Consider the following 20,355-nt stretch of genomic DNA (forward strand, 5'->3'; position numbering starts at 1 on the left):
GCAGCGGCGGCGGCCAGCCCCTTCACCTGGCCGCCGCTGCCTGCCGGACACCGCCGCTCACCGCTACCGCCCGCCATTCCCACTCACCGCCGCCCGGCCGCCACTGCCGGTAGCCGCCGCCGCGCGCCATGCCGACCGCCGTTGCCGATCGCCGCTGCCTGGCGGGCGCTGTCGGCCGCCGCTGCTGGTCGCGGTTGCCACTCACCGCTGCCATCCGCGGTTGCCGCTCGTCGTTGTCGGTCGCCGCTGCCTGCCGGGCCACCGCTGCCAGCCGCAACTGTCGGCCGCCGCGGTTGGCCGCCGCTGCCTGTAGCCGTTGCCGACCGCCGCTATCGCTTGCCGCAGCCTGGCGGGCGCTGTCGGCTGTCGGTGCCGGTCGGTGGTGCTTGGCGTGGTTGCACGGGCGGCGTTGCGTTGCGGCCCGGGCGTCGTTCTGCCCGGACGGGTCAGAGGATGGCGATGAGCCGGCGGCGTTCGTACTCGGTGACCTGGCGCTGGTAGTCCTCCCACTCCTGGCGCTTGTTGCGCAGGAAGAAGTCGAACACGTGCTCGCCGAGGACGTCCGCCATCAGCTCGCTGCGCTCCATGGCGTGGATCGCCTCGTCCAGGCTCTGCGGGAGCGGCTCGATGCCCATGGCGCGGCGCTCGGCCGAGGTGAGCGCCCAGACGTCGTCCTCGGCGCCCGGGGGCAGCTCGTAGCCCTCCTCGATGCCCTTCAGGCCGGCGCCGAGGATGGCGGCGAACGCGAGGTAGGGGTTGGCCGCGGTGTCCAGGGAGCGGAACTCGACGCGGGTCGAGTGGCCCTTGGTGGGCTTGTACATCGGGACGCGGATCAGCGCGGACCGGTTGTTGTGGCCCCAGCAGATGTAGGACGGGGCCTCGCCGCCCGCGCCCGCGGAGAAGCCGACGCCGCCCCACAGCCGCTTGTAGGAGTTCACCCACTGGTTGCAGACGGCGGTGATCTCGGCGGAGTGCCGCAGCACGCCCGCGATGAACGCGCGGCCGACCTTGGAGAGCTGGAACTCCGCGCCCGGCTCGTAGAAGGCGTTCTTGTCGCCCTCGAACAGGGACATGTGGGTGTGCATGCCGGAGCCGGGGTGGTCGGTGAACGGCTTGGGCATGAACGAGGCGTACACGCCCTGTTCGAGCGCGACCTCCTTCATGACCAGCCGGAACGTCATGATGTTGTCGGCGGTGGTGAGCGCGTCGGCGTACCGCAGGTCGATCTCCTGCTGGCCGGGGGCGCCCTCGTGGTGGCTGAACTCCACCGAGATGCCCATCGACTCCAGCATCATGATCGCGTTGCGCCGGAAGTCGTGCGCGGCGCTGTGCGGGGTGTGGTCGAAGTAGCCGCCCTGGTCCACCGGCTCGGGCTCGCGGCCGTCCTCGGGCTGGTTCCGGAGCAGGAAGAACTCGATCTCCGGGTGGGTGTAGAAGGTGAAGCCGAGGTCGGCGGCGCGGGCGAGGGCGCGCTTGAGCACGTAGCGCGGGTCGGCGAAGCTCGGCGTGCCGTCCGGCATCAGGATGTCGCAGAACATCCGGGCGGCGCCGGGTGTCTCGCTGCGCCACGGCAGCACCTGGAAGGTGGACGGGTCGGGCTTGGCGATCATGTCGGCCTCGTAGACCCGGGCGAAGCCCTCGATCGCCGAGCCGTCGAAGCCGATGCCCTCGCCGAAGGCGCCCTCCAGCTCGGCGGGCGCGACGGCGACGGACTTCAGGAAGCCCAGCACGTCGGTGAACCACAGCCGGATGAAGCGGATGTCCCGCTCCTCCAGCGTGCGGAGCACGAACTCCTGCTGACGGTCCAAAGCCCTCTCCCTCGTGCGACGCCGTCCCCGGTCGGCGGTGGACGCCGGGTCCGGCACTGTGCAGTATGACCGGCCGCTGTTACCGCGACGTTACGTCACGGTGCACGTCCCGCAGGCGGCCTTCCAGCGGAAACGCCGCCGATGCGAGCGTTGCGGACATGGTGCCCCGCGTCGCCAACTCTGCCATACGGCGGACGAAAGGGCACAGCAGCGTCCCTTCCGCCCGCTCCTTACCGCCCCGACACGCCCACCCTTTGCCCGCCTTTGCTCGGGCTTGGTCGGGCCCCCGGCCCGTTGCCGGGTCGGGGGTCCCTGGACGGCTAGGGCCTGTCTGACAATTCGTGGTGGCGGAGCCACAGGACGAGGCTGGCCAGCAGGACGCCGGATCGGTAGCGGCTGGCCAGCTTGTCGAAACGGGTAGCGATCGCGCGGAACTGCTTGAGCTTGGCGAAGCAGCGTTCCACTACGTTGCGTTGTTTGTAGAGCTGGGTGTCGAAGGTGGGTGGCCGGCCGCCGCGACTGCCCTTGCGGGCCCGGTTGGCCTGCTGATCGCGGGGTTGCGGGATCACCGTGTGGATCCGGCGACGGCGCAGGTAGACGCGGATCCGCCGGGCCGAATACGCCTTGTCACCGATCAGCACGTCCGGGGTGGTGCGGGGGTGCCCGCCGCCGGGCCGTGCGACCCTGACCTGAGCCAGGATCTGCTCCAGCACTACCGAGTCGTGCACGTTCCCGCCGGTGATCAGCACGGCCATCGGCAGGCCACGGCCGTCGACGAGCAGATGCAGCTTGGTGGTCAGGCCGCCTCGCGATCGACCCAGCCCCTGCGCGGCTTGGGTGGTTTGATCATCACCCTGCCTGATCGTCCCCTGCAAGGTCCCCCTTTTCCGGGGCCCCGCCCTTGCGGGCTCCGGCGGCGTGCTGGTGCGCGCGGGCGATGGAGGAGTCGATGCTGAAGGTCCAGTCCACCTGGCCGACCGCGTCGTCCTTGACCTGCAGATGCTCCAGCAGACGGGGCCAGGTGCCGTCCTCGTCCCAGCGTTTCCACCGCTCGTAGCAGGTCTGCCAGGGTCCGTACCGTTCGGGAACATCCCGCCAGGGCGCCCCTGTCCGCAACCGCCACAAGATGCCGTTGAGCACCTGCCGGTGGTCTCGCCACCGACGACCCGGCCCAACCCCCTGCGGCAACAACGGCTCGATCTGCGCCCAGGCCGCATCGGTCAACTCACCACGTCTCACCACAACGATCATCCAACCCCGACCAACCCCGACCAACACGATCTTTTGTCAGACAGGCCCTAGTCCTCCAGTTCGCCGACGCGGGCGGCGGCCGGGTCGAGGACACGGGCGAGGAAGGTGCGGGTGCGGGCGTGCTCCGGGCTCGCGATCACGCGGGCCGGCGGGCCCTGCTCGACCACGGCGCCCTCGTCCATGAACACCACCCGGTCGGCGACCTCGCGGGCGAAGCTCATCTCGTGCGTGACCACGACCATGGTCATGCCCTCGTCCGCGAGCGACCGCATCACGCCGAGGACGTCCCCGACGAGCTCGGGGTCCAGCGCGGACGTCGGCTCGTCGAACAGCATGACGCTCGGGTCCATCGCGAGGGCGCGGGCGATCGCGACGCGCTGCTGCTGCCCGCCCGACAGCTTCTCGGGGTAGGCGTCCACCTTGTCGGCCAGGCCGACCCGCTCCAGGTTGGCGCGGGCGACCCGCTCCGCCTCGGCCTTGTCGCGCTTGAGCACCTTGCGCTGCGCGACCATGACGTTCCCGAGGACGGTCAGGTGCGGGAACAGGTTGAACGACTGGAACACCATCCCGATCCGGCGGCGGGCGGCGTCGATGTCCACGTCCGGGTCGGTCAGCTCCACGCCGTCCACCGCGATCCTCCCGGCGGTCGGCTGCTCCAGCAGGTTCACGCAGCGCAGCAGGGTGGACTTGCCCGAGCCGGACGGCCCGATCACGCACACCACCTCGCCGGACTCGATGTCCAGGTCGATCCCGCGCAGCACCTCCAGCGTCCCGAAGGTCTTCCGGAGTCCCTTGACCTCGATCGCGCTCATCGCCGCCCCCGCCTTCCGGCCGCCGTGCCTCGCGCCGCCGTGCCTCCGGCCGCGCTCGCTGCCGTGCCTCCGGCCGCCGGGCCGCGTGCCGTGCTTTCGGTCGCGTTCATCGGCGGCCTCGCTTCTGGCGCTCCTCCAGCCGCCGGGCGAGGTAGCCCAGCGGGATCGTGATCAGCAGGTAGCAGATGCCCGCCACCACGATCGGCGTGGTGTTGCCCTGCTGGCTGGCCAGGTCGCGCCCGAACTTGGTCAGCTCGCGCTGGGTCAGCGACACGCCGATGAACAGCGCCAGCGAGGAGTCCTTGAACAGCAGCACCAGCTCGTTGGTCAGCGGCGGGATGACCACCCGGAACGCCTGCGGGACGACGATCGTCCGCATCGCCCGGGACTGCGACATGCCGAGCGAGCGGGCCGCCTCGGTCTGGCCGCGCGGCACCGCCTCGATGCCCGCGCGGATGGTCTCGGCCATGTACGCGGCCGACACCAGGCCGAGCGCCACGGCGGCCTGCCCGTACACGCCGCCGGGCAGGTTGCTGCCGGGGAACGCGAGCGGGATGCCGGTGCCCACGAAGATGAAGATCAGCAGTGCCGGGACACCGCGGAAGACCTCGATGTAGGCCATCGCGAACCACCGGTACGGCAGCACCGACGACAGCCGCATCAGCGCCAGCAGCAGGCCGCCGGCCAGGCCGAGCGCGAACCCGGTGACCGTGTAGAGCACCGTGTTGCGCAGCCCGACGGTGATGATGTCGGGGAACAGGCCCTTGGCGACCGACCAGTTGAAGAAGTTCTCGTGCAGCGACCGCCAGTCGGCGAGGGCGACGAGCAGCACGACGGCGATCACGAAGATCCCGTACTCGCCGCCCAGGACCAGCCGCCGGCGCTGCCTTCGGGTCATCCCCCCGCGCCGCGCGGCGGTCCCGGAACCCGCCGCCACGTCAGTGCCCCTCGGGCATCGGACCGATCCACTTCTCGTAGATGGCCTTGTAGGAGCCGTCCGAGCGGGACTGGGCGATGACGCTGTCGATGACGTCCTTCAGGCCGTTGTTCTTGCCCTTGCGGACCGCGAAGCCGTACTGCTCGCCGGTGTTGTAGTTGCCGGCGACGGCGTAGGCGGCGTTCGCCGGGTCCTTCAGCCAGCCCTGGACGACCGGGTAGTCCTCGACGATGACGTCCACCTTGCCGGTGCGCAGGCCGTTCAGCAGCGCCGCCGAGTCGTCGAACGAGACCGAGTCGATCTTGGCGCCGTGCACGAAGTCCTCGCCCGTGGTGGACGCCTGGGTGCCGACCTTCGCCTTCTTCAGGTCGGCCACGGCCGGGAAGGAGGCGCCCTTCTTCGACATCGCGGCCTGGGTGGCCTCGAAGTAGGGCTTGGTGAAGTCGATGAACTTCGCGCGCTCGGGCTTGATCGTCATGCCCGCCGCGGCGACGTCGCACTTCCCGGCGTTCAGGGCCGCGCCGGTCTTGATGGTCTCGAACGGCGTGTCCACGACCTTCTGGGTCACGCCGAGCTTCTTGGCGACCAGGTCCATCAGGTCCACGTCGAAACCGACGACCTTGCCGCCCTTCTCGAACTGGAACGGCGGGTAGGGCAGGTGCGTGCAGGTCGTGAGCTGGCCCTTCGTGACCAGTTTGGCGCCCTGCACGGTCACGCCCTTGTCGCTGCCGCCGCACGCGGACAGGGTGGTGAGCGCCAGCGCCGCGGCCGCCGCCGCCAGCGCGCTGAGCCGCGGAATGCGTGTGGACACGTGATCCTCCAGGGGGTTTCGTGATGCACGTGGAGACGATTTCTACCACGCCCGGAACTGGACGAACCCCCACAACCAGCTTAGGTCGCGGCCGTCAGCGGACGGCGGGCAGGGGCCCGATCCACTTCTGGTAAAGGCGCTGGTAGGAGCCGTCCGCCCGGGCCTGGCCGAGGGTCGCGTCGACGAACCGCAGGAGCGCCGGGGCGGTGTCTTTACTGATCATGAACCCGTACTGCTCGCCGGTGCCGAAACGCCCGCGCGCGGTGAACGCGGCGTTGGCCGGGTCGCGGAGCCAGCGCAGGACGACCGGGTGGTCCTCGACCACGACGTCCACCTGGTGGGTCCGCAGGCCGTTGAGCAGGGCCTCGGGGGTCTTGAACGAGACCGTGTCGAGGTCGGCGTCGCGGAGGTACCGCTCGCCCTGGGTGAGCGCCTGCGTCCCGACCCGAAGGTGCGCCGACTTGAGGGCGTCCGGGCTGGTCAGGGCCGGTCCCTTGCGTCCGACGACGGTCTGGTAGACATCGAAGTACGGCTTGGACAGGCCCACGTCCGAGGCGCGCGACGGCGTGATCGGCACGGCCGCCGCGATGACGTCGCAGCGGCTCGCGCTGAGCGCCGAGCCGGACCGGAGCGGGTCGAACGCCGTCTGCCGGACGCTCACCGGGACGCCGAGCCGCTTGCCGACCAGGCCCATCAGGTCCATGTCGAACCCGACGAAGCGGCCGTTCCGGCGCTCCTCGAACGGCGGGTTCGGGACGTGCGTGCAGACCGTCAGCCGCGAGCGGTCGACCAGCGCGACCCCCTTCACCTCGCCCTCGCGCGTGCCGCATCCGGCGGCGGCGAGGGACGCCGCCAGCACGACGGCGGCTGCCTGCGAGAGGCGGGCAAGGGAACGTCCGGACACGCTCTGCTCCTTGTGCGCAGGGGATCTCGAACGACTATCCCACGCCCCCGGAGCCTCCCACGCCCCGCGCTCGCGCGGCGCGTCCGGCGGGGGCGCCGCCGTTTTCCGAAAATTGACGTGGCGGTCGTCCGGGCGCGGCGACGGTGATCACTAGCGTGGGCCGGGTCGTGGACGTCTCACTGCTGCTCTCGCTGACCGACCGGGTGGCCTCGCTGGCCGCCCCGTCCGGCATGCATCCGGGCGCGTGGCCGCTGGGCGAGCGGCTGGCCGGCTGGACCCGCGCGCACGGCCTGGTGATCGGCGACCCGGACACCTCGCCGCTCGGCCGGGCCCGCTGCGACCGGCTCGCCGCGCGGCTGTTCCGGACCGCGCCGCTGGACCGCGTCGAGCTGTTCGGGCACTGGCTGACCTGGACGTTCGCGCTCGACGACCTCCTCGACCGGCCGCCGCTCGCGGCCAGCGCCACGGCCGTCTGCGAGCTGTACGACGACCTGCTGCGCGCGCTGCGGCGCGGTTCGGCCCGTCCCGGCGCGCGTCCGCTGGAGAGCACGCTGGTGGAGCTGTGGCGGCAGACCGCGCCGAGCATGAGCCCGGCCTGGCGGCGGCGGTTCCTGCTGCACCTGGAGGACCACCGGTCGGGCTGCGCCGAGGAGGCGGTGAACCGGCGCACGGGGACCGTCCCGCCGCCCGACCGGTACGCGGCGGCGCGCCGCCGCGCCTGCGGGCCGCACCTGTTCGACCTGGTGGAGCCGGTGCTCGGCGCCGAGCTGCCGGACCGCGTCCGGGCCGTCCCGGCGTGGACGGCCTTCACCGAGGGCACCGCCGACCTGCTGGCCTGGTGCAACGACCTCGCGTCCTTCCGGCGCGAGCGGCAGGACGACGACGCGCACAACCTCGTCGCGGTGCTGATGCACACCTACGGCTTCGCCGACGCGCAGGCCGCGCACTGGACGGTGGACCGGATCGTGCACCGCGCCGCCGACGTGGCCGCCGCCGCCCGCGTCCTGCCGGACGCCCTGGACCGGCTGGCGCTGCCCGAGGCGGAGCGCTCGGCCGCCGCCCGCGTCACCGCCGTCCTGCTGGACGCGCCGCGCGCGCACCTCGACTGGCTCGTCGAGTCCGGCCGCTACGACCTGTCCCGCCCGTCCGGCGACCAGGACGAGCGCCGCCCCCTCGGCCTCCTCGACGCCCTCGCCTCCCTCCGCTGACCCCCGCGCGCGGCGCTGGTGCGGAGGGGGTCAGTGGATGCGGGCCAGGGTGTCGCCGGCGGGGGTGCGGACGTAGACGACGCGGCGGCCCATGCGGTGGCCGGTGACCAGGTCGCAGGAGCGCAGGACGGCGAGGTGCTGGCTGACCGCGCCCGGCGTTACGCCGAGGCGGCGGGCCAGCTCGGTTGTGGACGACGGCGCGTCCAGCGCGTGCAGGACCTCGGCGCGGACGCGTCCGACCAGCGCCCCGAGCGCCCCCGAGCGGCGCGCCGGGCGCGTCTCCCAGACCGTCGCGACGCCCGACACCGGGTAGCTCAGCATCGCCTGGTACGGCGGCGCGACGACCTGGACGCGCGGCCAGGTGAACACGCTCGGCACGAGCAGCAGGCCCTTGCCGTCCAGGCCGCCGTGGAAGTCCCACGGACGGCCGATGCGCAGCACGCCGTTGTCCCACGTGACCGTCTCGTGCAGGCCGACGAACACGCCCGCCGCGCCGTGCTCGGTGAGCGCGCGCGAGCGGCGCAGCACGTCACCCTCCAGCAGCTCCTGGATGCGGCCCCAGAAGGGCTGGATGGCCACGCGGTGGAAGAGGTCCATCTGCTCGGCGACGGTTTCGAGCGTGGCCTCCGGGTCGGCGCTCAGGCCGCGCTGCACCGGGGGCGCCGGTTCGCGCCTTCCCTGTGGCAGCAGCGGCGTGCCGCGGCTGCCCGACCACAGCAGCTCCTCGACGACGACCTCGCGCGGGGTGGCGAGGATCGTCTCCAGCTCGGCGGCGAAGTCCGGCAGCGGGGTGGACGGCGGCGGCGTGAGGAAGTCGGCGACGTAGCCGGTGGCGGGCACCAGGACGCGCAGCAGCCGCAGGTCGAGCCCTTCGAGCCGGGGCTGGACGGCGCGCAGCCACGGCAGGTGCAGGGCGCGGCGGGACGGGTCGGCGAGCACGCGCAGCGCCCCGACCGCCTCCCAGACCGGCGAGAACGCGAACCGGACGCGGGCCGCGTCGTCCGGGGTGAACACGAACTCGATCATCATCCCCCCGATCCTTTAGCCCAGCCTAAATGAATATCCGGGCGGGCCCGCGGGCCCGAGCATCGAGCCGTGACCACGCTCGACGAATCCCTCGAAGACGCCCCCCTCGCCGCCGTCGGACAAGCCCCCCTCGCCGTCCCCCCGACCCGCCTGCCCGCCTTCCTCGCCAGCCGCATCGGCGGCCTGCCGCGCGCCTTCTGGCTGCTGTGGACGGGCAGCCTCGTCAACCGGCTCGGCACCATGGTCGAGCCGTTCCTCGGCCTCTACCTCACCACCGCGCGCGGCCTGTCGCTCGGGCAGGCGGGCGCCGTGATGGCCGTCCTCGGCGCGGGCTCGCTCGCCGGCCAGTTCCTCGGCGGCACGCTCGCCGACCGCGTCGGACGGCGCCGGACGCTGCTGCTGTCCACGCTCGGCACCGGCGTCGCGATGCTCGCGCTCGGCTACGCCCGCGGCCTGGTCCCCCTGATCGCGGCGGCCGGGCTGCTCGGCGTGCTGATGGACATGTACCGGCCGGCGTCGCAGGCGATGGTCGCCGACCTCGTCCCGGGGGCGGACCGGGCGCGCGCGTTCGGGCTCAACTTCTGGGCGGTGAACCTCGGCTGGGCCGTCGCGATGGCCTCGGCCGGGGCGCTCGCCCACACCGGCTTCACCACCCTGTTCTGGATCGACGCCGCGACCGCCGCGGCGTTCGGGACGCTGGTCTGGCGGGCCGTGCCGGAGACGCGTCCGAAGCGTCCGGCGGACGGGACCGCGGACGGGGGCCCGCGCGGCGGCTTCCTGGACGTGCTGCGCGACCGGGTCATGGTCGGCTTCACGCTCACCGTCGGCCTGTACGTGTTCGTCCTGATGCAGGTGATGACGACGATGCCGATGGCGATGCGCGAGCACGGCCTCGGCGCGGGCACCTACGGCTGGGTCATCGCGCTCAACGGTGTGGTGATCATCACCGTCCAGCCGCTGGTGAACACGTGGCTGGCGCGGCGCGACCACGCGCTGGTGCTGGCCACCGGCATGGCGGTCGTCGCGGTCGGGATCGGCTTCACCGCGCTGGCGACCCGGCCGTGGCAGTACGCGGCCGCCGTCGTCGTGTGGTCGCTGGGCGAGATCGTGGGCGCGGCCGTCCTGCAGGCGATCGTGGCGGGCCTGGCCCCCGAGCACCTGCGCGGACGCTACAGCGGGCTGTACGGGCTGGCCTGGTCGGGCGGGTTCATGCTGGCGCCGCTCGGCGGCACGCAGCTGCTCGGGCTCGGCGGCTCGGCGCTGATGTGGCCGGTCTGCGGGGCGCTCGGGCTCGTCGCGGCGGGCGTCCAGCTGGCGCTCGGCCCGGCGATCCGGCGGCGGACCGCCGTGGAACGGTCCTGACGGCTCCTTGACCGCGGGCCGGTGTTATCGTCATAGTGACGATACCCGGTCGGCGATCGGCCGGCGGCGACCTTCTAGGGTGGATGACGTGGCACAGCTCAGGATCGCGCTCGCGCAGGTGAACCCGACCGTCGGCGACCTCGACGGCAACGCCGGTCTGATCGTCGACTGGACGCGCCGGGCCAGGGACGCGGGCGCGCACCTGGCCGCGTTCCCCGAGATGGCCCTCACCGGCTACCCGGTCGAGGACCTCGCGCTGCGCTCCTCCTTCGTCGAGGCGTCCCGCCGGGCGCTGGAGAACCTCGCGCGGCGGCTGGCCGACGAGGGCCTCGGCGACCTGCCGGTCGTCGTCGGCTACCTGGACCGGCGGACGGTCGACCTCGTCCGGTCCGGGCAGCCCGCCGGGTCCCCGCTGGACGGCGCGGCCTGGCTGCACGGCGGCGAGGTGCTCGCCCGCTCCGCCAAGCACCACCTGCCGAACTACGGCGTGTTCGACGAGTACCGGATCTTCGTCCGCGGCGACACGCTGCCGGTCGTCCGGGTGAACGGCGTGGACGTCGCGACCGTCGTCTGCGAGGACCTGTGGCAGGACGGCGGCCCCGTCAGCGTCACCGGCACCGCCAACGCCGGCCTCCTCCTCGCGATCAACGCGTCCCCCTACGAGCGCGAGAAGGAGGACTTCCGCCTCCAGCTGTGCGCCCGCCGCGCCCGCGAGGCCGGCTGCGCCCTCGCCTACGTCAACATGGTCGGCGGCCAGGACGAGCTGGTCTTCGACGGCGACTCGGTCATCGTCGGCCCGGACGGCTCGCTGCTCGCCCGCGCCCCGCAGTTCACCGACCACCTGCTGGTCGCCGACCTCGCCCTGCCCGCCGCCGACCCGGCGCTGGAGCCCGGCCGCGAGCCGGTCGCCGCCCCCGACGGCACCACGATCACCATCGAGCGGCACGTGCTTTCGTCCGAGCCCGTCCCCGCCTACCCGGTCCGTCCGCAGGAGGTCGCGGGCCGCCTGCCCGACCTCGGCGAGGTGTACGCGGCGCTCGTCACCGGCACCCGCGACTACGTCCGCAAGAACGGCTTCCGGTCGGTCATCCTCGGCCTGTCCGGCGGCATCGACTCGGCGCTGGTCACCACCATCGCGTCCGACGCCATCGGCCCGGACAACGTGCACACCGTCCTGCTGCCGAGCCGCTACTCCACCGAGCACTCGGTCACCGACGCCGAGGAGCTGGTGAAGCGGCAGGGCGTGCACTCCCGCATCGTCCCGATCCGCGGCATGGTGGACGCGTTCGAGGCCGAGCTCGACCTGCACGGCCTCGCGTCCGAGAACCTCCAGGCCCGGATCCGCGCCAACATCTGGATGGGCCTGTCGAACGAGCACGGCCACCTCGTCCTCACCGGCGGCAACAAGAGCGAGCTGGCCACCGGCTACTCCACCCTCTACGGCGACTCCGCGGGCGGCTTCGGCCCCATCAAGGACCTGGTGAAGACCATGGTCTGGGCCCTCGCCCGCTGGCGCAACGAGCAGGTCGGCTCCGACCTGCCCTTCCTGCACCCCTTCGACACCCCGCCGATCCCCGAGGAGATCGTCGTCAAGGAGCCGTCCGCCGAGCTGCGCCCCGACCAGAAGGACTCCGACTCCCTGCCGCCCTACGACGTCCTCGACCCGCTCCTGGTCGACTACGTCGAGCGCGACATGGGCCGCGAGCAGCTCGTCGCCGCCGGCCACGACCCGGACCTCGTCGACCGCGTCATCCGCCTCACCGACCTGGCCGAGTACAAGCGCCGCCAGTACCCCCCGGGCCCCAAGGTCACCCCCAAGAACTTCGGCCGCGACCGCCGCCTCCCCATCACCAACCGCTGGCGCGAAAACCCCTGACAAAAATCGTGGGGTTGTGGAAAGCCGCTCCGCGCCTCCCCACAACCCCACGCGCACAGCCCCCGCCCCCACACGCTGACGGCCGCGGCGCGAACAGAATGCGCCCACGGGCCCGAACCTCCGCGCGCCCTTCAGCGCCACGCGCGCAGAAAAGCCGCGCGGAGCCAGATCACCGCGCGCATGCGGGACACGCGCTCTGCGCGTGGCGCGCACGCGGGATGCGCCCCGCCGGGGCTAGCCTGCGCGCGCGGGCCTTCAGTACCCGCGCGCGTGATGCCGTGTGGAGGCCGCCCAGCGGCCTCCACACGGCATCACGTGTGTGTGGGGGGGTTATTCGCGGTGGTGGTTTTCGCCGGGCCAGGTGGGGATGGGTTCCTCGGATTCGGGGGCCAGGCCCGGGGAGAGCTGCTCGCACCAGACGACCTTGCCCGCCGGGGTGCGGCGGGTGCCCCAGCGGTGGGCGAGCTGGCTGACGACGAGGAGGCCGCGGCCGTTCTCGTCGTCGTCGAGGGCGTGGCGGAGGCGGGGCAGGGCGGCGGAGCGGTCCAGGACTTCGAGGGTGAGGGTGCGCTCCAGCAGGAGGCGCAGCTCGATGCCGCCGGGCGCGTAGCGCAGGGCGTTGGTGACCAGCTCGGACGCGAGCAGCTCGGTGGTGTAGACGAGGTCGTCCAGGTCCCACTCGGCGAGCTTGCTGCTGACCAGGCCGCGGGCGCGGCGGACGGACGCGGGGTCGGTGGGCAGCGGCCAGGACGCCATCCGGTCGGCGGGCATGCGGTGCAGGCGGGCCAGCAGGACGGCGATGTCGTCGCGGTGCTGGTCGGCGTAGACGCCGGCGAGGGTGGCCTTGGCGAGGTCCTCCATCGGGCGGCCGACGGTGTCGGCGGTGAACAGCGACCGCAGCCGGGCGAGGCCGTCGTCGATGTCGCGGCCGCGGTTCTCGACCAGGCCGTCGGTGTAGATGACGAAGACCGAGCCGTCCTCGACGGTGAACTCGCGGGACTCGATGGTCGCGCCGCCGAACACGCCGAGCGGCGGCGCGGGCGGGACGTCGAGGTAGGCGTTCGAGCCGTCCGGGGCGGCGACCAGCGGCGGCAGGTGGCCGGCGGACGCGACCTCCAGCGTGCCGGTGGTCGCGTCGTACACGGCGTAGAGGCAGGTGGCGAAGTGCGGCTCCTGCTCGCCCAGCTCGATCATCAGCTCGTGCATGACGTGCAGCGCGTCGGCGGGCGGCAGCTCCAGGTTCGCGAGCGTGTGCAGCGCGGTGCGCAGGCGCCCCATGGTGACGGCGGCGCGGACGCCGTGCCCAGCGACGTCGCCGACGATGAGCGCGACGCGGGCGCCGGGCAGCGCGATCGACTCGTACCAGTCGCCGCCGACCTCGACGAGCTTGCTGCCGGGCAGGTAGCGGTGCCGCACCTCGACGGACGCGGGCGCCGACAGCCGGTTCGGGAGCAGGCTGCGCTGCAGCGCGAGCGCGGTGGCGCGCTCGCGGGAGAACAGCCGCGCGTTGTCGATGACGATGGCGGCGCGGGCCGCGAACTCCATGCCGATCTCGACGTCGTAGGCGTCGAACCGGCGGTGCCCGGCGACCCGGGTGCAGGCGATGAAGCCGAGCAGGGTGTCGCGCGCGATCATCGGCAGCAGCACCATCGACACCTCGGACAGCAGGTGCCCGACGGGGTTGCGGCGCCACTTCTCGGCGATGTCGCCCGCGTCGCCCTGCCGGACGTGCGGCAGGTGGACGGGGCGGGCGGTGTCGAGCACCTCGCGGTACGGGGTGCCCTCGGGGAAGACCAGCACCTCGCCGACCGGGAACGTCGCGGTCCAGGCGGGGTCGTCGTCCTCGGAGCTGACCGCGATCCGGCGCATCACCGCCGAGCCGGTCTCCTCGTGCACCTCGTCGGCCGCGATCAGGCTCTCCAGGATGAGCACGGACGACACGTTGCAGTAGTGCGGGACGACGACCTCGACGATGCCGCGCGCGGTCTGGTCGAGGTCGAGGGACGCGCCGAACCGGGTGAGCGCGTCGTCCATCAGCGCGCGGCGCATGAGGGACGGGTCCTGGAAGCGGTCGCTGGGCGGCAGCGCCACCCGGACGAACAGCAGCCCGGCGGTGCCGTCGCCGACCATCGGCTGGGCGGTGACGACCGCGTCGACGCCGCGTCCGTCGGCGTGCCGGGCGGCGAGGACGGCGGTGCGCTCCTGCCCGGCGGCGGCGGACTCCAGCAGCCCTTCCAGCTCGGCCTTGGCGTCGTCGGCGACCAGCTCGGTGGCGGGACGGCCGATCAGCTCGGCCGGGTCATGCCCGAGGACGGCCGCGCAGTTGGGGCCGCACTGCACCACCGTCCGGTCGGCGTCGAAGCCGAGCACCAGCGTGCGGGACGGGGAATCGCCGACGGGCGCGTCGCCCCGTGGCGCCATGACGGATCTCACCTGACGCTCCAGTCAGCCGGTCCTGCATCCACTCCCCCAGCCCAGTATGAGGCATGTTCCGGGAGGTTGGGGAGAAGATCACGGACCGCGGGCCGAAAAGGGCATGGAAAAACGGACGTCCCGCTCAATCCGCCGAAATTCCCCGGAGGATGGTGTCCACGACGTGGTCCGCGAAGTCGTCCGGCAGCGGGTCCGGAGGCTTGTGGTAGGCGAACGCGCCGACCAGCATCGCCATGGTCGCCTCAAGGTCGGTGTCGGGCCGCAGCTCGCCGCGCTCGACGCCGCGCCGCAGCACCTCGCGGTAGACGTCGCGGCGCGGGGTGACGACGTCCTGCTTGTAGCGGGCGTACAGCTCGGGGTACTTCTCCGCGCCGCCGACCACGTTCCAGAAGCAGCGGGACGCCTTGAACCCCCGCTCGACCGACATGTGCCGGGCGAGGGTCAGCAGGTCGTCCCGGACGCCGGTGCCGGGCAGCTCGGGCAGCGGGCCCTTGAGCGAGCCCAGCGCCCCGACGATGAGCGCCTCCTTGTTCGGCCAGCGCCGGTAGATGGTCGTCTTGGCGACGCCCGCGCGGGCGGCCACGGCCTCCATCGACACGCCGTCCACGCCGGACTCCTCGGCGAGCAGGTCGATGGTCGCGTCCAGGATCGCCTTCTCGGCGCGCTCGCTGCGCGGCCGTCCGGGGGCGCGGGACGCCCCCGGACGCTGCTCGTCGCGTTCCGCCGGCACGGCGACCGGCTTACTCTCAGTCATCGCGGGTCACATTCTCACACGGTCGCCTGCTTCTTGCCCTCCGCCGAGGGCTCCGCGGCGGACCCGGCCGCCACGGCGACCGGCTCGGCGGAGACCTCGGCTTCGGCGACCGGCTCCGCGGAGAGCTCGGCCTCGGGGGCCGTGCGGCCCGGCATCCAGCGCAGCACGACCAGCGCGCTGAGCAGCGCGATCACCGCGGCGGCACCCGCCGCGACGTGCACGGCGTCGACGAACGCGGCGTCCGCCGGGCCGATCAGGGCGCGGGCGGCCGGCGAGACCGCACCGGCCTGGTGCGCGCCCGCGATCGACTGGCCGACCGCGTCACGCGCGGCCGCCGGCAGCGGGGCGAGCTTGTCGTGCAGGTGCGACCGGTAGACCGAGGAGATCACCGAGCCGAGCACCGCGACGCCGAGCGCCACCGCGACCTGGCGGGCGGTGTTGTTCAGCGCCGAGCCCGCGCCGGCCTTCTCGCGCGGCAGGGCCGACATCACGGCCTCGGTCGCGGGCGGCATGACGTTCGCCATGCCCGCGCCCTGCACGAAGAAGATCACGCCGAGCACCCACAGCGGGGTGTGCACGTCCAGGAACTGGTAGCCGAGCAGCGCGCCCGCGACCGCGACCAGGCCGACGGTGCAGACCCACTTGGCCCCGAACCGGCGCACCATGGACGCGCTGCGCGGGGAGAAGATCAGCTGCGCGACCGCGAACGGCATGACCATCGCGCCGGACTCCAGCGGGCTCAGCCCGCGGACGGACTGCATGTAGAAGTTGGAGAAGAAGAACACGCCGCCGGCGGCGAAGAAGCACAGCGCGATCGCGGCGACCGAGGCCGACAGCCGCGGGTCGCGGAACAGCCGGACGTCGAACGCCGGGTGCTCGGTGCGCGCCTCGTGCCAGACGAACGCGGCGATGACCAGGACGCCGAACGCGATCGGCGCGACGACGTCGAGCGCCGCCCAGTGGCCCTTGTCGCCGCCCCGGATGATGCCGTAGGACAGCGCGACCAGGCCGATGATCGACAGCAGCACGCCGAACGGGTCGAGACCGCCGCGCTCGGGGTTGCGGGACTCGGGCACCAGGAACACGATCGCCGCGGCGCCCGCGACGATGACCGGGACGTTGATCAGGAACACCGAGCCCCACCAGAAGTGGGCCAGCAGCAGGCCGCCGGTGATCGGGCCGATCGCGACGCCGAGGCCGACCGCGCCCGCCCACAGGGCGATGGCGCGCGGGCGCTCCTTGGGCTCAAAGACGTTGGTGATGATGGACAGCGTCTGCGGCATGACCGCCGCGCCGCCGAGACCCATCAGCGCGCGGGCCCAGATCAGCTGGGTCGGGGACTGCGCGTACGCCGAGGCCAGCGAGGCCACGGCGAAGATCGCCATACCGCCGAGCAGCACCCTCTTGCGGCCGAGCCGGTCGCCGAGCACCCCGAAGGTGAACAGCAGGCCGGCGAACACCAGCGTGTAGGAGTTGATCGACCATTCGAGCTGGCTCTGCGTCGCGCCGAGCCCCTCGTGCGGGTCGGCGATGGTCTTGAGGGCGACGTTCAGGATGGTGTTGTCCAGGACCACGACGAGCAGGCTGACCGTCAGCACGCCGAGGACGTACCAGCGTCGCCGCTGGATGGTCTGGGGATCCACGGAACTCCTTGGGGACGGATCGCTATCGGATCTTGCGGAAGGCGGGGGAAGAGATTGCGCTACGGAAGCGTTGCGATATGCAGCGTACGCCGCAGAATTGAGATACGCAACCGTAGCGTTTCGAAACCCCGAGATATTCCCGGCCCACCCCGCGCCGGCCCGCGCCGGACTGCGCCGGACTCCCGGTCGGCCCCTGAACCCCTGGTCAGCCCCTGATCGGCCCGGACGCGACGCGTGCCACACCCCGGCGAGGAATCCCGGGGGGTTCCGTGCCGGTTGTTCTGGTGGGATCATCGGTGACGTCCGGGTACGCCACCGTGGCGCCTCGAGACTGGAGGTACACCGTGTCTTCTGACGTGTCCGCTTCCACGCCGAAGTCCCCCGCAAGCGCCCAGCCGACCGCCCTCTACGGCGGCCAGGGCACCCGCCGGGTGACGGTACGCGACATCGCCGCCGCCAAGGCGCGGCACGAGAAGTGGCCCATGCTCACCGCCTACGACGCCCTCAGCGCGCGCGTCTTCGACGAGGCGGGCATCCCCGTCCTGCTCGTCGGCGACTCGGCCGCGATGGTCGTCTACGGCTACGACTCCACCATCCCCGTCACCGTGGACGACCTGGTCCCGCTCGCGGCCGCCGTCGTGCGGGGCGCCAAGCGGGCGCTGGTCGTCGCCGACCTGCCGTTCGGGTCGTACCAGTCGGGCGTCGCCGAGGCGCTCGCCACCTCGGCCCGGTTCATGAAGGAGGCGAACGTCCAGGCCATCAAGGTCGAGGGCGGGCGCCGGGTGCTCCCGCAGGTCGAGGCGATGGTCGCGGCCGGCATCCCCGTCATGGGCCACCTCGGCCTCACCCCGCAGTCGGTGAACGCCTTCGGCGGCTACCGGGTGCAGGGCCGCGGCGAGGACGGCGAGCAGCTGATGGCCGACGCCAAGGCCCTGGAGGCCGCGGGCGCGTTCTCGGTCGTCCTGGAGTGCGTCCCGGACGAGCTGGCCCGCCGGGTCACCGCCTCGCTGTCCATCCCGACGATCGGGATCGGCGCGGGCGAGGGCACCGACGCGCAGGTCCTGGTCTGGCAGGACATGGCCGGGCTCACCCCGCACACCGCCAAGTTCGTGAAGAAGTACGCCGACCTGTACTCCGTCCTCGGCGACGCGGCGCGCGAGTTCGCCGGCGAGGTCGTCACGGGCGCCTTCCCGACCCCCGAGTACAGCTACAAGTAAGCCCGTCCGAGCAGAACCGGTCGAAGGTCAGGCCCTGTCGGCGCCCGTCTCCGCGCGGGCCCCGGCAGGGCCTGACCCGTTCTCCGGCTCGCGCTGCTCCGGGACGGCGGGCCGCTGCTCCCCGCCCAGCTCCCCGGCGTTCGCCTCGTTGCGGATCTCCTTGTCGAGCGTGTCGACCGCCGCCCGCAGGACGTCCGGGCCAGCGACGTTCATCAGCAGCAGGCCGAGGTTGAGGGCCTTCTGGCCGTCCGACATATCGCTTCCCGCGAGCGCGTCCACGGCGGTGCGCAGGTCGGCCTGGTCCTCGGCCGGGACGTTCTGGAGCAGGCCGAGGCAGTAGGTGGGCAGCGCCAGTTTCGCGCGCGCGAACGACACGTCCGCCATGATGCGGCCGACCTCCAGCGCGCGCCGGCTCGCCTGGACGCGGTCCACGCCCCGGTCGGCGGCGGCGAGCAGCGAGGTCAGCAGGGTGGACGGCCCGACCGCGACGTCCTCGTCCCCGATCCGGACGGTGAACACCGCGCTCCGGAAGATCAGCATCGAGCCGAGGCTGGCGGCCAGCACCTGCGTCGCGCCGAGCATGTCGGGGTTCCGCACCCCGAACTCCCAGTGGAAGGTGCGCAGGAGCAGCAGCGAGCCCGCGCCCGCCGCGCCGTTGATCAGCACGTACGCCCAGGTGCTCGGCACCCGGACGAGCGTGAGCGGGCGGTCCCGGTACCGGCTCACCAGCTCCGCCACACCGACCAGGCACGCGAGCACGACCGTGATGACGTACCCGGTCACCGCACTCCCCCGGTCGCCGTCCGGGCCTGGGCGGGCGCTCCGGTGTCCGGTGCGGGGGCGGTCACCGGTCGGCGGGCGGGGTGAGGCGGACGATCTCGTCGATCTCGCGCTCGACCGTCACCAGTCCACGGTCGCGCAGGCTCTCCACCGCGTCGGCGATCTCCAGCAGGCCGAGCCCGGTGCCGTGCTGCAACTGCTCCAGCGACTGCGGACGACCCGAGTCGGTGAGGCGCGCGAGGATGCGGCGGCACGCCTCCGGCAGGCCGGTCTCGTCCGGATCGCCGTCCCGGAAGGAACTCACGGGACCGCCGCCGGGACCCGCCGCCACGCGCGGCGCGGGACCGCCGTAGCCGGTGTCGAACTGGCGTCCGGGCGGACGCAGGAAGGCGCTCCACGGGTCGGCCGACCGGTTCTGCCTCATCTTCACCTGCCCTGTAGTACGGCGATCATAAGACGCGGCCCGGCCGTCGCGGAACCGCCGGAGCACATCCCAGAATGCCCCCGCGGAACCGCTTCCCGCACGCGCCGGCCGCACGCCGTCCACGCGTCCACGTCAGCACTTCGACGCGGCGGAGTCAGCTACCGCTCCGGTGACTCTCGCGGAATCGGCCGTCCGCGCGGACGCCCTCCGTCCCCTCACACGGAACGTGACCGCAGCAGGGCCTGCGGTCACGTTCCGGTGAGACGGATCAGCGAAGTGCTCAGACGTCGGTGACGCGCAGGCCCGCGTGCGCCTTGTAGCGGCGGTTGATGGAGATCAGGTTGGCGGTGAACGCCTCGATCTGGTGGGCGTTGCGCAGCCGCCCGCCGTACACGCCGCGCATGCCGGGGATGCGCCCGGCGAGGGCCTGGACGGTGTCGGTGGCCTCGCGGTCGTCGCCGAGCACCAGGACGTCCAGCTCCGTCTCGTCCACCTCGGGGTCCAGCAGCAGGACGGCCGACACGTGGTGGAACGCGGCGACGACGCGGACGCCCTCGGTGTTCTGCAGCACGGCGGCGGCCTGCTCGGCGGCGCTGCCCTCCTCCACCGGCAGCGCGTAGGCGCCCTTCTTGTCGAACCCGAGCGGGTTCACGCAGTCCACCACGATCTTGCCCGCGAGGTGCTCGCGCAGCGTCTCCAGCAGCGCCTTGTGGCCCTCGTAGGGGACGGCGACGATCACCACGTCCGCGCCGGACGCGGCCTCGGCGTTCGCCGCGCCCTGGACGCCGAGGTCCGCGCCCAGGTCGGCGGCGGCCTGCGCGGCCCGGTCCGCGCTGCGCGAACCGATCGTGACCTTGTGCCCGGCGAGCGCGAACCGGCGCGCCAGGCCCTTGCCCTGGTCCCCGGTGCCGCCGAGGATCCCGATGCTGAGTCCGGAGACGTCGGGCAGGTCGTGCGGGCTCTTCTTCGGCTGATCAGTCATGTCCCGAGTCTGCCAAACCCGTCCGGCCCGCCCGCGCCCGGACCCTTCGCGGCCGCACGCCCTGCCCCTTCGGCTCCGCCCCACCGGCCCGCGCCCGGACCCTTCGCGGCCGAAACGGCGCGCCCGG

At 72.8% G+C, this 20,355-nt stretch carries 17 protein-coding genes; 4 read left to right on the plus strand and 13 right to left on the minus strand.

The genetic code is table 11. The features are described from left to right. Nucleotides 1–446: 446 nt before the first annotated feature. The 6 genes from glnA2 to FHU30_RS19205 all read right to left on the minus strand — a co-directional run bounded on the left by glnA2 (nucleotide 447) and on the right by FHU30_RS19205 (nucleotide 6,523). The gene (gene glnA2 / locus FHU30_RS19180; RefSeq protein WP_253877518.1) at nucleotides 447–1,808 is read right to left on the minus strand and encodes a gamma-glutamylpolyamine synthetase GlnA2; all 1,362 of its coding nucleotides are present in this window, start codon (nucleotides 1,806–1,808) and stop codon (nucleotides 447–449) included. Between the two features lie 320 nt (nucleotides 1,809–2,128). Next, a protein-coding gene (locus tag FHU30_RS19185; RefSeq protein WP_372503842.1) for an IS5 family transposase occupies nucleotides 2,129–3,047 on the minus strand; the annotation gives its coding sequence in 2 pieces (ribosomal slippage) (nucleotides 2,129–2,699 and nucleotides 2,698–3,047; 921 coding nt in all). A gap of 59 nt (nucleotides 3,048–3,106) precedes the next feature. Next, nucleotides 3,107–3,871 carry an amino acid ABC transporter ATP-binding protein gene (locus FHU30_RS19190; protein ID WP_253877519.1) on the minus strand — a complete coding sequence of 255 codons (765 nt, stop codon included), beginning with the start codon at nucleotides 3,869–3,871 and terminating at the stop codon, nucleotides 3,107–3,109. Between the two features lie 106 nt (nucleotides 3,872–3,977). After that, on the minus strand, nucleotides 3,978–4,769 hold the full coding sequence (locus FHU30_RS19195; protein WP_253877520.1) for an amino acid ABC transporter permease: 792 nt from the start codon (nucleotides 4,767–4,769) through the stop codon (nucleotides 3,978–3,980). A gap of 40 nt (nucleotides 4,770–4,809) precedes the next feature. After that, a complete protein-coding gene (locus FHU30_RS19200) occupies nucleotides 4,810–5,619 on the minus strand; it encodes an ABC transporter substrate-binding protein (protein ID WP_253877522.1) in 810 nt (269 codons plus the stop codon). Nucleotides 5,620–5,713: 94 nt separating this feature from the next. Then, on the minus strand, nucleotides 5,714–6,523 hold the full coding sequence (locus FHU30_RS19205; protein WP_253877524.1) for a substrate-binding periplasmic protein: 810 nt from the start codon (nucleotides 6,521–6,523) through the stop codon (nucleotides 5,714–5,716). A 167-nt stretch (nucleotides 6,524–6,690) separates the two neighbouring features. Here FHU30_RS19205 and FHU30_RS19210 point away from each other — a divergent pair, with 167 nt between their 5' ends. Next, entirely contained in the window at nucleotides 6,691–7,731 is a 1,041-nt protein-coding gene (locus FHU30_RS19210; RefSeq protein WP_253877525.1) for a terpene synthase family protein, read from the plus strand. 30 nt (nucleotides 7,732–7,761) lie between these two features. Here FHU30_RS19210 and FHU30_RS19215 read toward each other — a convergent pair whose 3' ends face one another. Further along, entirely contained in the window at nucleotides 7,762–8,760 is a 999-nt protein-coding gene (locus FHU30_RS19215) for an ArsR/SmtB family transcription factor (protein WP_253877527.1), read from the minus strand. Between the two features lie 66 nt (nucleotides 8,761–8,826). On the opposite strand from FHU30_RS19215, the gene FHU30_RS19220 reads away from it, so the two are divergent. Next, a complete protein-coding gene (locus FHU30_RS19220; RefSeq protein WP_253877529.1) occupies nucleotides 8,827–10,119 on the plus strand; it encodes an MDR family MFS transporter in 1,293 nt (430 codons plus the stop codon). An 88-nt stretch (nucleotides 10,120–10,207) separates the two neighbouring features. Further along, complete coding sequence (locus tag FHU30_RS19225; RefSeq protein ID WP_253877531.1) at nucleotides 10,208–11,995, plus strand: NAD+ synthase; 1,788 nt, start codon at nucleotides 10,208–10,210, stop codon at nucleotides 11,993–11,995. 330 nt (nucleotides 11,996–12,325) lie between these two features. Here FHU30_RS19225 and FHU30_RS19230 read toward each other — a convergent pair whose 3' ends face one another. From FHU30_RS19230 to FHU30_RS19240, 3 genes are all read right to left on the minus strand, one after another. After that, nucleotides 12,326–14,416, minus strand: a complete 2,091-nt coding sequence (locus FHU30_RS19230) for a SpoIIE family protein phosphatase (RefSeq protein ID WP_253877533.1) — start codon at nucleotides 14,414–14,416, stop codon at nucleotides 12,326–12,328. Nucleotides 14,417–14,552: 136 nt separating this feature from the next. Continuing rightward, nucleotides 14,553–15,182: a TetR/AcrR family transcriptional regulator gene (locus FHU30_RS19235; protein ID WP_253877535.1), complete on the minus strand. Its 630-nt coding sequence runs from the start codon at nucleotides 15,180–15,182 to the stop codon at nucleotides 14,553–14,555. 14 nt (nucleotides 15,183–15,196) lie between these two features. Beyond that, entirely contained in the window at nucleotides 15,197–16,825 is a 1,629-nt protein-coding gene (locus FHU30_RS19240) for an MFS transporter (protein WP_253877536.1), read from the minus strand. 344 nt (nucleotides 16,826–17,169) lie between these two features. Here FHU30_RS19240 and panB point away from each other — a divergent pair, with 344 nt between their 5' ends. Continuing rightward, entirely contained in the window at nucleotides 17,170–18,042 is an 873-nt protein-coding gene (gene panB / locus FHU30_RS19245; RefSeq protein WP_253877537.1) for a 3-methyl-2-oxobutanoate hydroxymethyltransferase, read from the plus strand. A gap of 27 nt (nucleotides 18,043–18,069) precedes the next feature. On the opposite strand, the gene FHU30_RS19250 is transcribed toward panB, so the two are convergent. The 3 genes from FHU30_RS19250 to npdG all read right to left on the minus strand — a co-directional run bounded on the left by FHU30_RS19250 (nucleotide 18,070) and on the right by npdG (nucleotide 20,228). After that, on the minus strand, nucleotides 18,070–18,825 hold the full coding sequence (locus tag FHU30_RS19250; protein ID WP_253877538.1) for a hypothetical protein: 756 nt from the start codon (nucleotides 18,823–18,825) through the stop codon (nucleotides 18,070–18,072). Nucleotides 18,826–18,886: 61 nt separating this feature from the next. Beyond that, nucleotides 18,887–19,252, minus strand: coding sequence for a hypothetical protein (locus FHU30_RS19255; protein ID WP_253877539.1), 366 nt, complete (start codon nucleotides 19,250–19,252; stop codon nucleotides 18,887–18,889). A 274-nt stretch (nucleotides 19,253–19,526) separates the two neighbouring features. Then, nucleotides 19,527–20,228 (minus strand): NADPH-dependent F420 reductase, encoded by a 702-nt coding sequence (gene npdG / locus FHU30_RS19260; protein WP_253877540.1) that lies wholly within the window; start codon nucleotides 20,226–20,228, stop codon nucleotides 19,527–19,529. Nucleotides 20,229–20,355 lie beyond the last annotated feature (127 nt).

Source organism: Actinomadura rupiterrae, from assembly GCF_024172125.1.
GTDB classification, from domain to species: domain Bacteria; phylum Actinomycetota; class Actinomycetes; order Streptosporangiales; family Streptosporangiaceae; genus Spirillospora; species Spirillospora rupiterrae.